Here is a 16,635-nt window from a genome sequence, read left to right on the forward strand (position 1 = left end):
ACTCATCAAGATTGATAATATAGCTATTATGCTGGACTAACGGGTTCCAAAACTGAATTACATGTTTTTCTCAATGCTAACAATTGTACCACCAATATTCTGGGAAGTCAATGTAAATCGTGCTCCGATCGCGTCGGCGCGTTTTTTCATGCTATCCAGTCCATTGCCATTGCCCGGGCCAATGAAGCCGCTTCCGTTATCCTGCACCTCCAGATTTACTTTACCACCGGTTTGTCGAATCTGTAATCGTACTTCCGTCGCTTCCGAATGCTTGGCCGCATTATGAAGTGCTTCTTTGCCTATTAGATAGAGGTTTCGCAGGACATCGGGCGATAGCGGAAACCGTTCCAAAACCGGTTCCGCTTCAATGACTAATCTGATGCCACGTTGGGCCAGTAATTCATGACCAAAACTCTCTAAGCGCTCGGCCAAACGCAGGGCATTGTTGGTGTCGGAGCGCATCGACCAGACCACATCACTCATGCGTTCAATGGTGGTTCGGGCATTATCGGCAATTTTTTGGAGCAAATGATACGAATCCTGAAACCGGCCCTCGCGGTGCATGGCGCTGGCGGCTTCGCTATAGAAAGAAATACTGCTTAAAACACCGCCGACATCGTCGTGGAGGTCGCGGGCAATCTGATCGCGCAGGGTTTGGATGTGCCGAAGTTGGGCCAATCGGTAGTGGTAAAAAGCGTATGCCAATCCCACAATGGTTATTAACATCAAGATTTTAAACCAAACGGTTTGCCACCAGGCAGGTTCAATAACGATGGTCAGAAACGTTCCGGCATGGTTCCAAAGACCGTCGTTGTTGGAGCCTTTAACCCGAAACGTATACGTGCCGGGATCGAGGTTGGTGTAGGTTACGGTTCGGCGGGTACCGGCGTAGACCCAGTCATGGTTGAAATTTTTGAGTTGATAAGCGTACTGATTTTTGGCAGCGGACGTGTAGTTCAGGGCGGCAAACTCAAGCGTCAGGCTATTCTGGTCGTGGTCGAGGGTCAGCGTCTGGCGATCAAAAGTGCCCGGTAGCGGTTTATCAAACAGGCGAAGGGCGGTCAAAACAACGGGCGGTTTTGTTGGATTGAAACGAAGGTGGTGAGGATGAAACTGCGTAATGCTGGTTTTTCCCCCGAAATACAGATTGCCGTCGGCGTCTTTTAAAGTCGCTCCAATGTTGATATTGCCCGAAATGAAGTAATTGTTGTCGGCATTGTTGGCATCGAACGCCGTAAAGATGCCGGTTTTAGGTGAAAACCGGCAAATCCCTTTTGCCGTATTCAACCACAGATTTCCGTCATTGTCTTCCACCAGATTGGTAATGCTGTTGTCAATCAATCCGTTTTTTTCAGTGTACAATATAAATTGTTGATGAACAGGATCAAACCGACAAAGTCCGCCATCCGTACCAACCCAGAGTCGACCAATACGGTCAACACACAGGCTAAGAATATAGTTGGAAATCAGACTGTTGGGCTCTTTTGGGTTATTGACAAAGTGCGTAATCTGACCAGTTTCGTAATCTAATCGGTCAAGTCCGGCATCGGTACCGACCCAGACATGACCCCGGCGATCGCTGACGACGGCCCGCGCCCATTTCCCCCGTAGCGTTGCTGGATTGCCCGGATCATGATTATACTGCTTCCAGTGGTTGCGTTTCCGGTCGTACGATATGACGCCCAAATTGCCGGTTCCGAACCACATGAATCCACGTTCATCTTCAAATATATTGAGGATAAAGGCGTAACTGTGAGGCACCTGAAAAGGTAAAAAAATCTTGACCTGACCGGTTTTCGGATCAAGGCGACCAATTTGACCCCGTGTACCGCTGTTCCAGTCGCTGCCCATTCCGACCCAGATGAAACCGTCACGGTCTTTCAGCATGGGGCCGATGAAATTGGTTGGCAGGCCATTTGGTCGACTCGTTTGTCGAAAATTGCGGTATTGCCGGGTTGATGGATCATACCGAAAAATGCCACCGCCTTCGGTTCCAATCCAGAATTTTCCGGTATTATCCTGGCAAATCGACCGGATATTGTAACCGCTCATCGGATTAGATTGGTTAGAATGGTAGCCCGTAAAGACCAGCGTTCGCCGGTTTGGGTCGAATTTGCTGATACCGGCATCGTTGGTGCCTAACCAGACAATTCCGGTGCGATCAATGCAAATGGTACGAATGATGTTGTCGTTCAGGCTATTGAGATTGCCCGGATCATGATAAAAACGGTCGAAATGGGTTCGATCCGGGTTTAAGCGGTTCAAACCGTTATTCGTTCCAATCCATAAATTCCCATGTTGATCTTCAGCGATGGCTCGCTGACTGATCCAACTGCTGCTCAAAGAGGCTGGATTGTCGGCATCATGCAGATATAAAGCTGTCCGACGTCCTGTGTGTTGGTCGAATCGGTTCAGCCCGTTGAGAGTGCCAATCCATAATGTTCCGGTATGATCTTCAAACACATCCATCACCTGATTGCTGGAAATCGACGCCGGATCGGTGGGATTGTGTTCAAACCGGATGAAAGTGATAACCGGCGACTTACCGCCTGACCCTGGCTTATAACTAATTCGATTGACTCCGTGATCAATAGTAGCGACCCAGATCGTTCCATCGTTACTTTCGTGTAAATCCGAAATCATCGTGTTGGTACTTGGGCTGGTTGGATCGGCGGGATCGCACCTATAGCGGGTAAATGTTTCTGTTTTCGGATCAAACCGGCACAACCCTTCGATGGTACCCACCCAAATATTGCCGTAGCGGTCACCCCGAACGGCCGTCACATCATTGGTGTGTAAACTACGGGCCCGGTTTCGATTCGCCATAAACCGCTTAACGCGGTCGGTTTTAGGATCAAGCCGCGCCAGTCCACCGTTCGAAATGGCCGCCCAGATAAACCCGTTCGGGTCTTCCCACAGATCGATGACATGATTACCACCAAGCGTTGTCGTATCCCGGGCATCATATTGATACCCTTTAAACGCATAACCGTCGAAGCGGTTGATACCTCCATAAGTGGCGAACCACAGGAAACCCCGCCGATCCTGAATGATGGAACGCACGTTGTTTCCCAGCAAGCCGTCTTTGGCAGTCAATTGCTCGAACAAAACCGGTGTCTGCTGAGCGAAAGCCAGGTCGGGAAGTGAAAAAAGCAAGGAGATAAGCCAGACAGTAACCGTCTTCTTCATGGGTAGCAATGGAAGAAAAAGAAATCGGAATCAGCGCGATTGGGTTGGTAAGCCGCTGATTCCGATAAAGTTACTTATTTATTTGCAAATCAAAACCTGATTTTCCGGGAAAAGTGCTAACCGTTTGCCGGAACAATGTTGTTGTTGAGTCGAAAGAAATTCTCCGGATCATATTGGTTTTTCAAGCGGGCCAATCGCTCGTAATTTGTGCCGTAGGCGGCTTTTACCCGGCTCAGCCCATCGTCACTATCCAGAAAGTTCGCACCGGTTCCCTGCGTAAACGGCTCAACCTCCTGCCAGAAATTTTGAGTCCATTCCAAGTTTTTTTTGGCTTCATCGGGCGTAACCCACTGGGCGACGACATCAAAATGCCAATGTGGTCGCCTGTGTGGAAAAGCCGTTGCTTCTGGTGCCACCCGATTAACGGCCCCGTGCATGACATTGAACAATATGAACGAATAGGCCGACGGTTTCAAGGCAAAGTTTTGAACGACGCGTTCAATCAGATTGTCGTCAATAGTGGGCAGGTAACCCATTTTGGTATACCGGTGGAGTCCATGCGGAACAGCCGCATCAAATATCTTCTGCAACTGACCATAAGCCATCGGTCCAATCAGATCGGCGAGCGGTGTTCCAAAAGCACGCAACGGAGCCAGGACGGTTTCTCCCTCTTCCAAAGAACCGCACCATCCCGCCACGATGGCGATGGCCGGGGTCCCATCGGGCAGGGACAATAAACCCGCGATCAGACCCAGTTCGTCCGGGGCACTCATTGAGAAGTCCCGATAAAACCGCAGGACCTCGGCGGCCTGAGTAATTGGGTACAGTACCATTCCACCCAGAATGGTCGGCCCAACCGGATGGAGTTGGAATTCAAACGAGGTAACAATTCCAAAATTACCGCCCCCGCCACGGATGGCCCAGAACAGGTCGGGATGCTGATCGTTGCTGACGGTCAGAAACCGCCCGTCGGCCAATATGATGTCGGCGGCTAACAGGTTATCGCAGGTCAGTCCGTACTTGTTCATCAGCCAGCCCTGTCCACCACCCAGAGTCAAGCCAGCAACACCCGTGTGTGAAACCGTGCCACTCGGAACCGCCAGTCCAAACACCTGGGTTTCGTAATCGAGGTCGCTGAGAAGTGCCCCACCTTCGGCACGTACGGTTTTCCGCATCACATCAACGCGAATACTACGCATCAGAGATAGGTCGATGACTAGGCCGTTGTCGCAAACTGCATTTCCGGCAAAACTGTGTCCACCACCACGCACCGCAACGATCAGGTTCTGTTGCCGGGCGAATATAACGGCGCCTATGCAATCTGCCACACCGGCACACTGGGCAATTAGTGCGGGTCGTTTGTCGATCATTCCGTTCCAGACCGAGCGGACGGAGTTGTAGTGAGTATGGTCGGCTAGAACGAGTTGGCCGCGAAAACTGGTTTTCAGATCGACGAGGACTTCTTCGGTTAAAGCGAAATCGGTTTGTATAGTATGATTTGTTGTCATGGGGCAGGAAGAGTTGGAATTATTTTTTGGGCAATGGCAAGGTAATGACCGACACCATTTTCCATTGACCGCCGATTTTCTCTAACAATCGAGCCTCTTTACCAGAATGCACCGTTCCATCTGCAGCAGTCGAGACCTGATCGTAGGTGGCCCAATAGAAGTTCTCGCCTAAAGGCTTGAATTGCCAGTTCGATTGAACAGACGTCACATTCATTGGTTGGGGAGACTTGCTAATAACCTCTTTATAGGTTTTCGCAATCTGGTCGCTTCCATTCACGGCTCCTATCCAGCCACTTTCTGTCGCCCAATATCGGCTGCTGTAAGGAACGGGGGCATTGATCGCCAGCAAAGCCGGAACGTCGCGTTTAGTCCAGGCTTCGTGCTGGGCAATGCAGGCTTTTTTGATGGTCTCTTCGTCCGTTTTTTGGGCAAAGATGCCAAGGCTAATCAGCGTAAATGCGATTGAGAATAGTAGTTTTTTCATGAACGATACCGGTTTTGTGTATCGCAAAGTTGCTCTTCTGCCGGGTTGTTGTCAATCCCCACATTCGGGGAGAACTGGCAGGGGGCATGGGGATTGGGCAAAGAGTTATCGGGAAAGGCTTTCTGCCCAATCTCTCCTACAGTGTAGCCTAAACCAACCCTTCCCGCAGGGCTTTAGCGACGGCTTCGGTCATTGAAACGACGTGGAGTTTTTCGTAGATATGCTTCATGTAGGTGCGAACCGTTTCGTAACTGATGCTCATGCGGTCTGCAATCATTTTGTAACTCAATCCTTGGACTAAATACCGCAGCGTTTCGTGTTCGCGGGGGGTGAGAGAGTGGTCGGTTTCGGCGGTTTTTGGAGATGGTAATTGCTGGAAAAACCGCACCGCTTTGCGGGCAATGTTGGGGGAAAGTGGAGCGCCCCCGGCGTGGGCATCTTGCACAGCTTCGATCAGACGGGTAGGCGTTGAATTTTTCAGGATGTAACCCACTGCCCCAGCGCATAGAGCCCGAAATATTTTGTCTTCCTCCTGGAACACCGTCAGCATGACAATATTAATAAGTGGGTATTTGGCGTGGATAGCCTGGGTCGCCTGAATACCATCAAGGCCGGGCATTTCGATATCCATCATAATGACGTCCGGCTGGGTGTCGCGTAACTGGCTATCCCAACTGACCGGATTGGGGAACGCCCCAATCAATTCGAGACCGGGCATTCCTTCGAGCAGGATGGAAAGGGAATCTCGAATGGCCGTATTGTCTTCATAAAGAATGACGCGCATAATTTGAAAGTAGGCTATGTGCAAAAAACTGCCTCAATTTCAGTTTTTTAAAGGTGTTGAACAATCCCCAAATGTGGGTAGAGCTATATTTCAAATTGCCTGTTATTTCAAAGCCTAAGGAACAAAGGAAAAAGGTTTTTTTGAACTAACATGTTGAACCCAGATGGGACCTTAGTTTATCTTGAGAAAGAGCCAATTCAGGAAGCTATAGGTTTTGATCAGGACAAGACAGAGTGTAAGCTTCATTGTGAGTATTTCGGAGTATACTGACTCACCTAGCACGGAGCATGCCAGCCCAAGCATTTCAGGCCAAACCGACCAACCCCTGTTTTGACTAAAAATCTTGTTACTTCTGTAGTTTTCGGAGGTAATTGTCCCACCTCCAACTATGGCTAATCACCGAGTTCTTATACACTCACTGCGTCAATTACTGCTGCTGAAGCATCAAGCTAAATCCATCCGGGACATTGCCCGATCGCTGGCAATCGCTCGCAACACCATTCGGGGTTATTTGCGCCTTTTGGCCCAGACGGCTCTAACCACTCTATTGGATCAGACTGGATTTGATGGGTTTTCTGGAGAGCTAGAACTCTTCTTTACAAATCACATTTACCGGATTTTCATGAATTTTATATAAACATGCTGGGAATGTGTTGATTTTTGGCAATATTATTGGATGTTAATTCAATTTTAGCAATCAATACCCCAGCTAACTACTTGGATTTCAATTTCGCATTACTTTACTTTGTCTCCTGACTAGGTAGATTATAGTCTGTAGGGCCCGATGCCTTACACCTTGATCACCCGGTTTGGCCTACTAACTTTTCATTCCAAAAATGAAAACCTGGTTTACATTTCTTCGCTTATCAGATCAACCCTTAGATCTGATAATTGGAACCCATTCCAACATCGCGCTGGCTCTCACTTCCGGCTGTTGTTGCTAGTCACGCTTTAGCAACTGACTTTTCAGGATTCTCTTTTCAATTACCTTTTATCTTATCGCAAGAAGTCTCCGCAGTCGTTCAGGATTCATTGGCTCATACTTTCTGCGAACAGTTTCCATGAAACGTACTGTACCAAAAGAAAGTCATTTTACTATACCCATACAATAGAATATGATTTCTATAAAAACTCTACCGATCCCTTTTTTTTCGTTCGGTATTTTTCTAAAAACCCTTCTTCTGGTAGCGGGTTCCGGGAAAGAACCAGGAGCGGGTTCCAAACAGTGGGTGGCACTTTGCAAAGACACTGTCTGCAAGGTTCCTTCCCGCGCAGCCGCGCTACGGTCCCGAACGACAGCGATCGCATCCAAGGCAAAAGCCGCAACCAGTTTCAGGTTACAAAATCCGATCAGTCTTCGCTCATAAAATCTATTTAATTCACTAAAACCCCACAAAGACAACCCAGACAACACAAAAAAGCCAACCCTGCGGCAACAGGGTTGGCTGGTTAAAACAAGGCTCACTTTGGCAAATGATTCAGGCAACCGCGCAAACGGCTGGCTCACTACCTCATTTTTTATTTAACCAGTACAAAACAATGAAAAAAAGTTTATTTTTTCTTCTGTGGCTGACCATCTTATTTCAACCGGCGGCTCTTTTCGCCCAGAATAATGGCCCGGTCATCAATGCAACCCTATCCGGAAGGGTTATCGACGAAAAAACAAGAGAACCGCTGATTGGTGCTTCGGTTCAAATCAAGGGAACGACCAACGGGGCCATTACGAATACAGATGGAAAATTCGACCTAAAAACCGGTCAAACCCTACCGTTCACGCTCGTTGTCAATTACATTGGATATACTTCCCGCGAGGTAGCCGCCGTTTCCAACACCATTGAAATTCTTCTTCGCGAAAACGTCAACCAACTCAGCGAACTGGTAGTCGTCGGGTATGGCACCCAGAAACGGAGCGACATTACCGGCTCCATCGCATCCATTCCGGCGGAAGTTAAGGCCCAGCCCGTTGCATCGGCGGAGCGGTTATTGCAGGGAGCCGTCGCCGGAGCCGTCGTCACGCAGACCTCAGGTCAGCCGGGGGGGGGCGTCAGCGTCCAGATTCGGGGCAATAACTCAATCACGGCGGGGAGCGATCCGCTGTACGTCATCGACGGGTTTCCGATCAACAACGATTACTCGCTGAACGACGCGGGCGTGACGAACGGTTCGAAAATCAACCCGTTATCGACCCTCAATACCGCTGATATTGAGTCGATCGACGTCCTGAAGGACGCGTCGGCGACGGCCATTTACGGGTCGCGGGGTGCCAATGGTGTGGTCATCATTACGACTAAAAACGCGTCGAAAAGCAAATCGTCCATCACTTACGACGGCTATTACGGGGTGCAGGAAGTGATCCGCACCGTCCCGTTGCTTAACGCCGGCCAATGGTGGCAACTGCGCAAGGATGCCGCCCGCAATTCGGGCCGAAGCGTGACGATCCCGTCCACGATTGGGTACTCGCTGGATACCAGCGGAGTCGGCACCGACTGGCAGGCTGCGGCTTTTCGCAAAGCGCCCATCCAGAGCCACAGCCTTTCGATTCTGTCGGGTTCGGACAAAACCAAATTGGCCATTTCCGGCAATTACTTCAATCAGGAAGGAATTCTGCACAACACGGGTTTCAACCGGTTTTCGGCCCGTGTCAATATCATTCACGATTACAGCCAGAAACTTCGGCTCAGTGCCAATATCACGGGCAGCACGAGCAAAGCCGATGTAGCCCCGGCGGCCATCGTTGGTAATCTCTTGTTAACCCCTCCGTCCCTTCCAATTTACCGGCAGGATGGTACGTTTGTGGTCAACAGCCCGTTTGAGTCCAGCCTGCAAAACCCGATCAACTCGCTCTATAACCAGTTGAACGAAACGAGAACAAACCGTTTTCTGGGAAATATTTCGGCCGATTACACGATTATCGACGGCTTAACGGTCAAAGTACTGTTCGGTGCGGATATCGTCGATAACAAGCAAAACCGTTATCTGCCTATTTCAACCGCAGAAGGGCAAAACTTGCAGGGCAATGCCATTGTGGGGTCCGCTTTTACGACCAACTGGCTGAATGAGAATACGCTGAGCTATGTCCGGGAGATTGACGCGAAGAACAAAATCGACGCGGTAATCGGGTTTACGGCTCAACAATCCGACGCCAAAGGGGCCGTTGCCGAAGCGGCCGGGTTTGCTACCGATGCGTTTTCGTACAACAACCTGGGTACCGGCATTACCAACCGGACGCCCAGTTCGTTTGCCACCAAATGGTCACTGGCTTCGTACCTGGGCCGGGTCAATTACGTGTATGACGACCGTTATTTGCTGACACTGACGCTGCGGGCCGACGGTTCCTCGCGGTTCGGAGCCGGTAACAAATGGGGGTATTTCCCGTCGGCGGCTTTCGGCTGGAACGTCAACAATGAATCCTTTTTCAAGGATGTGCAGAAAATAAGCCTGCTCAAGTTCCGGCTTAGCGCGGGGCTGACCGGCAACCAGAGCATTCCCCCCTACCAGTCTTTGTCGCAATTAAGCTACTTCCGGTATAACTTCTCCAATACGACCGTTTCCGGCTTTGCGCCAACCACCGTTCCGAATCCTGATCTGAGCTGGGAAAAAACCTTTCAGGTCGATGCCGGCATTGATGTAGGATTGCTGAACAACCGTATCCAGGTTGTTGCAGACTATTATTATAAAAAAACGACCGACCTGCTGCTGTCGCGTACCGTTCCGGGTACGTCCGGTCTGTCGGACTTCTACAACGGCCAGGGTTCGACCATCTACCAGAATATCGGTGCCGTATCGAACCAGGGCATCGAACTATACGTCAACTCCCGCAACCTGACCGGTAATCTGAAATGGAACACCATCCTGGTTTACTCGCGTAATACCAACAAAATCCTGAGTCTGGGTGATGGTGTCGATCAGTACATTCCCTCCATTTCAGCCCCTTCCATTGCCAAAGTCGGTTACCCGGTCGGTTCCTTTATCGTATACCAGACCGACGGCATCATCCAAAATGGCGATGCTGCGCTGACTCCCCAAGCCAACAAAAGCCCGGGCGGACAGAAGTACAAGGACATCAACGGGGATGGTGTCATTACGCAGGCCGGCGACCGGATCGTTATTGCCAACCAGCCCGGTTTTACGGCGGGCCTGACCAATACGTTCAATTACAAGGGCTTCGACCTGACGATCTTCTTCCAGGGTACCATCGGCGGAAAAATTTACAATACGAACCGCGCCAATCTGGAGCTGGGAACGGGATACACGAATGCGTCACGTGATCTGCTCAACCGCTGGACGCCGACCAACACGAACACGGATGTGAAAGCCGCCTACCAGGACCCGGCCATCACAATCTCCGACCGGTTCATTGAAGACGGTACCTACGTCCGGCTGAAAAACATCTCGCTGGGGTATTCGATTCCGAAAAGCCTGCTCACCAAAGCGCGGATTACCAACTTGCGGATCTACGTGTCGGCCCAGAATGCCGCCACCTGGACCAACTATACCGGGTACGATCCGGAAGTGAGCCTGAACGGCCAGTCGCTAATCAACAGGGGTGTGGATTCGGGGGTGTATCCGAACAATAAATCCTATCAGGCCGGTATTTCCTTGTCATTTTAAAAATACTCCCACCCCAAAAGGAGGCTCTAACGCATCATTGAAAGCGCCCTTCAGGGAATGGGGACAGAAACATAAAGTCGAATCACCATGAAATTTATTCGTTATACCGCCGTAGCACTCCTCGCACTGGCCACCACTTCCTGCTCTGAGTTTCTGCAAGAAAGTCCCGAAGCTTTCCTATCTGAAGAGCAATATTACAAGACGCAATCCGACGCCATCAATGCCGTCAATGCCGTCTATTTCTTTTTGAATTCGGGCGGAGGCTCCGTGCAGACGCCCTACAACACCTTGTTCAATACCGGCATGAATATGGCCGGGGATGACGAAGATCCCGGACCGGGTGCCACCAACCCCGATGTGCGCTCTCTGGCGGTGCTGGCCCACTCGTCTACGAACCTGCGCGTCTACGAAATCTGGCAGCAACACTATGCCGCCATTAAAAAGGCGAATGTTGCGCTCGAAAAAATACCGGCTATTGAATTTGACGCCACGCTGAAAAACCGCTTGCTCGGCGAAACCAAGTTTTTACGGGCACTTTATTACTTCAACCTGGTGCGTTTATACGGTGACGTTCCGCTGATTACCGAATACCAGAAGTTTATCTCAGCTTCGGATTACGCCATCGCCAAGTCGCCCTCGGCCAAGATCTACGAGCAGATCGAAAAGGACCTGACCGAAGCGGCTACCGGCCTGCCCGCTACGTATAGCGCCCCGGATGTAGGCCGGGCCACGCAGGGAGCCGCCAAAGCCCTGCTGGCGAAAGTTTACCTGACGAAAGCGTCGCTGCCGCTCAACATCGCGTCGCATTACCAGGATGCCGTCAAAAAAGCCGAAGAAGTGCTGGCATCGGCCGACGGTGGAACCGGAACGTATGGCTATAACCTGCTTACCAACTACGCCGATGTGTTCCTGCCTGCCACCAAAAACGGCGCCGAGCACATTTTCTCAGCCCAGTTCAAGTCGAACTCGTTAAACCAGGGTAACAACGAAAACCCGCGTTCCATTCTTTCGGCCATTCCCGGTCTGAGCGGCAACTACGCCCACATGGTGCGGTTTTATACGGAAGGAAATGATAAGTTTTTTAGTATCTACAAGCTCTATCAACCCGGCGACAAGCGCAAGCGGGTGACGTTTGTGACCAGTTTTACGAGCCCGACCAACGGACGGAAATACGCACTGCCTTTTGCCAATACGGCGGTTCCGAACGATTCAACGCCGTTCTTCAACAAATGGTGGGACCCCAACTCGACCGCCGTTACCAGCGAATCGGCCGCCAACGTGCCGATTCTGCGGTATGCCGAGTTGCTGCTGATTCACGCCGAAGCCGAAAACGAAGCCAACGGCCCTACGGCCAAGGCCTACAAGTCGCTGAACCGCGTTCGGAACCGGGCCGGTTTACCGGATCTGGCGCCGGGCCTGACCAAAGACCAGTTCCGGGAAGCCGTTTACCTCGACCGGCGGCTGGAACTGGTGTTCGAATACCAGCGTTGGTTCGACCTGATCCGGCAGAAGGACGCCAGCGGCAACAGCATCTTCGTCCGGAACCTGCACAAAGTGGGCAAAACCAACGCCACCGAGAAAAACCGGCTGTATCCCATCCCGCAATCCGAACTCGACAACAACGCGCTGCTGACCCAAAATCCGGGCTGGTAATCATTCCTTTAACGCTTAAACATATGGAATTTCTGAACCGATCCGACTTGATTCTACTGGCAAAAAAGATTGCTGTCGGCATTCTCGTCACCCTGATCCCGTTTCTGATTCTGTTCTGGGGCCTGCGCCTGACGCAGCACCTGCTAAACCGCACTCCCCAGTCCACGCATGCCAGTCACCCATAATCGGTTTACGGTTTTCGGTTTTCGGTGGCTGACGCATCCAGCTAACGCAAGGCACAAACCTGTCAGAAAGCGTGCATCAGCCACCGAAAACCGTAAACTGAAAACTCCAACCCTAAAACACACGAACCGCATGAAAATGGAACCCCGCATTGCGCGACGTATCGTCCGGAACGCCCTATTGAGCGTCTTTCTGTACGCCCTGCCGGTGCTGCTGATGTTTGTCACCTTTTACTTTACCGGGCAACGGCCCTGGGAAAAGAAAGCGCCAAAGAAAACGCCGGTTGTGAACAAGAAATAAGTACTACCCTTAAAAATCGAAAGCTATGATTACGTTTTTTGAAGAAGTATTTCGCAATCTCAGTTCCTGGGGGTTGCCCACCCTGGTCCTGCTGCTCGGCGTTGTCGAATTTTCGCTCGGTCTGTATAAGCACCACTGGAATACAAACGAAAAGCTGCTGGACATTGCCTGCTTCACGCTCCCCAAGCTGGTCATCCGGCCCCTGACGACCTATTACACCCTGCAATTTCTGCCGTACGTATTGGGAGAGTATAAAAACGCCTTCGACTGGGTGCCGTTCTGGTGGGGATTTGCCATCATCGCCGTGGCCGACGACCTGACGCAGTACTGGTACCACCGGCTGCACCACGAAGTGCCGTTTTTGTGGCGGTTTCACCGGACGCACCACTCGGCCCCGTACATGGGCATGGCCATGGCCAGCCGCCAAAATGTGATTTACACCATGTTCTTCTCGCAGACCTACCTGACGGCGGTTTTAGTGTATCTGGGTCTGGGCTACCCAGCTTTGTTCGTACGCGGTATTAAGTCGCTGATTACCACGCTGGCGCATTCGAGCATTCCCTGGGACAAACCGTTCTATGACAACAAATGGCTGCATCCGGTGGCCTGGGTTTTGGAGCGGTTCATCTCGACCCCGGCGACGCACCACGCCCACCACGCCGATTCGACCGATGACGGCGTCGGGCACTACAAAGGCAATTTCGGTAATATGTTTTTCCTGTGGGACGTCATTTTCGGTACCGGTTTGATTACCCGGCAGTACCCGAAATCGTATGGAATTGCGCATTATCAGCAGGAAGAATGGTACGCCCAGTTTATGTGGCCAATTCTGAAATCGAAAAAAGAAGGCAGCGAACTGGCCCGGGGCGGCCCGATGGTGAAAGAAGACGAGAAAGCATCGCTACCGGTTTCCGCACCGGTGATTACTTCGGGTCCGCTCTATGGTGAGCCACCTGGCCGACAACCCGGCTTTTCGCCTGAAAAAGCAGCAGTTGGAAACCCGGCTGGTCAGCGAGATGAAAACGTACCACGATTTTCTGGATTTTGGTAAACCCAACTGGGGCAAGCAGCCCTGACGGAACGATCATGAAAAAAACAGTCCTTACGGTTACGCTTGCGCTGCTCGGCCTGACGCGGTCGACCCAAGCGCAGCATACGCCCGCCCAACCGTATAAAGGCACGCTCGGCAAAACCGTCGAGCAGACCAAACAATGGTGGCCCGAACCCAAAAAAGCCGCTCCGGGTGCGCCGAACATTGTCTGGATTCTGCTGGATGATATCGGTTTTGGCACCATCAGTTCCTTCGGCGGCATGGTGCAAACGCCCAATCTGGACGCGCTGGCCTTCAACGGGTTGCGATACACCAACTTTCATACCACGGCCATCTGCGCCCCGACGCGGGCGGCTCTGCTGACGGGCCGCAACCAGCATTCGGCGCACATGGGCCTTTTCCCCGAAACCGCCATCGGTACACCGGGCTACGACGCCCAGATTCCGTTTGAAAAAGGCACCATTGCCGAAATCCTGAAGGAAAACGGCTACAACACGTTTGCGCTGGGCAAATGGCACATCACCCCGCTGACCGACCTGACCCCCGCCGGACCGTTCAACCGCTGGCCGACGGGCCGGGGTTTCGAGCAGTTCTACGGTTTTCCGTCGCGGGGCAGCACCGACCAGTGGCACCCCGAACTGTGGGAAGGCATTTACCGGGTCAAGGACCAGCAGGACGGCAAACACCTGAACGAACTGCTGGCGAACCGCGCCATCCAGTACATCGCCGGGCAGAAATCATCGGCCCCCGACAAACCGTTTTTCCTCTACCTCGCCACCGGGGCCGGTCACGCTCCGCATCAGGTCGCTAAAGAATGGTCGGATCAGTACAAGGGGAAATTTGACGGTGGCTGGGATCAGTACCGCGAACAGGTGCTGGCGAACCAGATCAAGCTGGGCGTGGTGCCGAAAAATACCGTCCTGCCCCCACGCAACCCCGGAATCAAGGCGTGGGAGAGTTTGTCGGCGGATGAAAAGAAACTGTTTACCCGCTTCATGGAGGTGTATGCCGGTTTTATCTCTTACACCGACTACGAAATCGGCCGGGTGATCAAGTACCTGAAGGAGATCAATCAACTGGATAACACCCTGATTTTCGTGTCGGTGGGCGACAACGGCGCCAGCAAGGAAGGCTCTTTCGTGGGGACGATTCACAACAACGGCACGGAATTTCCGGACGAGCTGCGACTGAAGAAAAATCTGGAAAACATCGACCTGATCGGGACGGAATTTGCGAAAGCCAATTATCCGCTAGGCTGGGCTGCCGCCACCAACACGCCCTTCCGGCAGTGGAAACAGGATGCAAATGCAGAGGGCGGCACACGCAATCCGCTGATTGTTCACTACCCGAAAGGTATCCAGGAAAAAGGCGGCATCCGGACCCAGTACGGCCACGTCATCGACATCCTGCCGACCACGCTGGAGCTGGTCAAAGCCCGGATTCCGGAAAGCATCAACGGGTATAAACAGGCCGCCGTGGAAGGCTCCAGCCTGGCGTACAGTCTCAACGATGCCTCGGCCAAAAGCCGCCATACGGTTCAGTACTACGAGATCAAAGGAAGCCGGTCCATTTACAAGGACGGCTGGAAAGCCGGCACGCTCCACGTTAAAGGTCAGCCGTTTGAGCAGGACGTCTGGGAGTTGTACAACCTCAACGAGGACTTCAACGAACGGACCAACCTGGCCGCCCAGCATCCGGCCAAACTGAAAGAACTGCAAGCCCTGTTCGATAGCGAAGCGGCTAAATACAACATCTATCCGCTCAAAGACGAAACGACGCCGTTTGAGTTGCCCAACGCTTACAAAGGACAGCGCAAGGTGGTGCTGTACCCCGGCCAGTCGACGATTCCGGATATTGCCAGTCCGTTTGCGATTAAAAAATCATTCGGTCTGACGGCAGACGTGGTGATTCAGGCCGAGGGAGCCGAAGGCGTTTTGCTCTCGCGGGGTGGCCGCGCGGGCGGGCTCAGCTTTTTCCTGAAAAACAAGAAACTGCACCTGGCCTATACGGTGAACGACGGCACGACGTACACGGTCAGTTCGGATAACACCGCCCTGCCGACGGGTACCGTGCAGCTCCGGGCCGATGTGACGTACCGGGAAAACGGCACGGGCCAGTTGACCTTATACGCCAATAACGCCAAAATCGGCGATCGAACGATCGGGCGGACGCTGGGCAATCTGTATTCGCACGAAGGCGTCAACGTGGGCTTCGATGACCTAACGCCGGTGAGTAACGAGTACAAAGTTCCCTTTGCGTTTACCGGCACGATCCACAAGGTTACCATTGATTTTGAATCGCGCCAGCAATCGTACCTGCAAACCGACAAATAACGTGCGTACCCACGGGCTTTAGCCCATGGGTACATGATACTAAAATGAAAAAAAACGGATTGCTATTCCTGCTGCTGGGCCTTGGGCAACTCGCCAGGGCCCAGGCCGACGGTTCGTACAAACTGAGTGCGGGCGAAAAGGCCACCATCAACCAGGTGCTCGATGACTACCTGGGAACGTTCAACGCCAAAGACCTGAAAGGCTGGGAAAACACGTACCACTTTCCGCATTACCGGCTCGCCAGCGGCAAAATGTCGGTGCTGGAACGGGCCGGGCTGCGGGATTCCGCCAGTGTGTTTGGCCCCCTGCAAAAAGCAGGCTGGGATTACAGCAAGTGGGACCACCGGAACATCGTTCAGGCCTCTCCCGAAAAAGTCCACATCGACACCCGGTTTACGCGCTACCGAAAAGATGGCCGCAAGGTGGCCTCGTACGAATCGCTGTACGTGCTGACCAAAGAAAACGGTAAATGGGGCATCAAACTGCGGTCCAGCTTTGCCGAGTAAAAAACCGATTAGCAACGAAACGTGCATAAAATG

12 protein-coding genes are annotated in these 16,635 nt (G+C 52.1%); 8 read left to right on the plus strand and 4 right to left on the minus strand.

Going from position 1 to position 16,635, the window contains the following annotated elements:
* Positions 1-57 precede the first annotated feature (57 nt).
* The 3 genes from ACS5NO_RS15275 to ACS5NO_RS15285 all read right to left on the minus strand — a co-directional run bounded on the left by ACS5NO_RS15275 (position 58) and on the right by ACS5NO_RS15285 (position 5,181).
* Entirely contained in the window at positions 58-3,189 is a 3,132-nt protein-coding gene (locus tag ACS5NO_RS15275; protein ID WP_439415962.1) for a ligand-binding sensor domain-containing protein, read from the minus strand.
* 116 nt (positions 3,190-3,305) lie between these two features.
* Positions 3,306-4,697 carry an FAD-binding oxidoreductase gene (locus tag ACS5NO_RS15280; protein ID WP_439415963.1) on the minus strand — a complete coding sequence of 464 codons (1,392 nt, stop codon included), beginning with the start codon at positions 4,695-4,697 and terminating at the stop codon, positions 3,306-3,308.
* 19 nt (positions 4,698-4,716) lie between these two features.
* Positions 4,717-5,181: a Cif family virulence factor gene (locus tag ACS5NO_RS15285; RefSeq protein WP_439415964.1), complete on the minus strand. Its 465-nt coding sequence runs from the start codon at positions 5,179-5,181 to the stop codon at positions 4,717-4,719.
* Positions 5,182-5,195: 14 nt separating this feature from the next.
* Here ACS5NO_RS15285 and ACS5NO_RS15290 point away from each other — a divergent pair, with 14 nt between their 5' ends.
* Complete coding sequence (locus tag ACS5NO_RS15290) at positions 5,196-5,333, plus strand: hypothetical protein (RefSeq protein WP_439415965.1); 138 nt, start codon at positions 5,196-5,198, stop codon at positions 5,331-5,333.
* On the opposite strand, the gene ACS5NO_RS15295 is transcribed toward ACS5NO_RS15290, so the two are convergent.
* Positions 5,330-5,965 carry a response regulator gene (locus tag ACS5NO_RS15295; protein ID WP_439415966.1) on the minus strand — a complete coding sequence of 212 codons (636 nt, stop codon included), beginning with the start codon at positions 5,963-5,965 and terminating at the stop codon, positions 5,330-5,332. The two genes, ACS5NO_RS15290 and ACS5NO_RS15295, sit on opposite strands and share 4 nt — an antisense overlap.
* A 1,539-nt stretch (positions 5,966-7,504) precedes the next feature.
* Here ACS5NO_RS15295 and ACS5NO_RS15300 point away from each other — a divergent pair.
* From ACS5NO_RS15300 to ACS5NO_RS15330, 7 genes are all read left to right on the plus strand, one after another.
* A complete protein-coding gene (locus ACS5NO_RS15300) occupies positions 7,505-10,576 on the plus strand; it encodes a SusC/RagA family TonB-linked outer membrane protein (RefSeq protein ID WP_439415967.1) in 3,072 nt (1,023 codons plus the stop codon).
* 87 nt (positions 10,577-10,663) lie between these two features.
* A complete protein-coding gene (locus ACS5NO_RS15305) occupies positions 10,664-12,229 on the plus strand; it encodes a RagB/SusD family nutrient uptake outer membrane protein (RefSeq protein ID WP_150881638.1) in 1,566 nt (521 codons plus the stop codon).
* Positions 12,230-12,252: 23 nt separating this feature from the next.
* On the plus strand, positions 12,253-12,414 hold the full coding sequence (locus tag ACS5NO_RS15310) for a hypothetical protein (RefSeq protein WP_191908972.1): 162 nt from the start codon (positions 12,253-12,255) through the stop codon (positions 12,412-12,414).
* A 130-nt stretch (positions 12,415-12,544) separates the two neighbouring features.
* Positions 12,545-12,712: a hypothetical protein gene (locus ACS5NO_RS15315; protein ID WP_191908971.1), complete on the plus strand. Its 168-nt coding sequence runs from the start codon at positions 12,545-12,547 to the stop codon at positions 12,710-12,712.
* Between the two features lie 25 nt (positions 12,713-12,737).
* Complete coding sequence (locus ACS5NO_RS15320) at positions 12,738-13,763, plus strand: sterol desaturase family protein (protein ID WP_439415968.1); 1,026 nt, start codon at positions 12,738-12,740, stop codon at positions 13,761-13,763.
* Between the two features lie 35 nt (positions 13,764-13,798).
* On the plus strand, positions 13,799-16,096 hold the full coding sequence (locus ACS5NO_RS15325; protein ID WP_439415969.1) for an arylsulfatase: 2,298 nt from the start codon (positions 13,799-13,801) through the stop codon (positions 16,094-16,096).
* Positions 16,097-16,140: 44 nt separating this feature from the next.
* Positions 16,141-16,602 carry a DUF6841 family protein gene (locus tag ACS5NO_RS15330; protein ID WP_439415970.1) on the plus strand — a complete coding sequence of 154 codons (462 nt, stop codon included), beginning with the start codon at positions 16,141-16,143 and terminating at the stop codon, positions 16,600-16,602.
* Positions 16,603-16,635 lie beyond the last annotated feature (33 nt).

Origin of the sequence: Larkinella fluvii, from assembly GCF_051857545.1 — a bacterium.
GTDB lineage: Bacteria > Bacteroidota > Bacteroidia > Cytophagales > Spirosomataceae > Larkinella.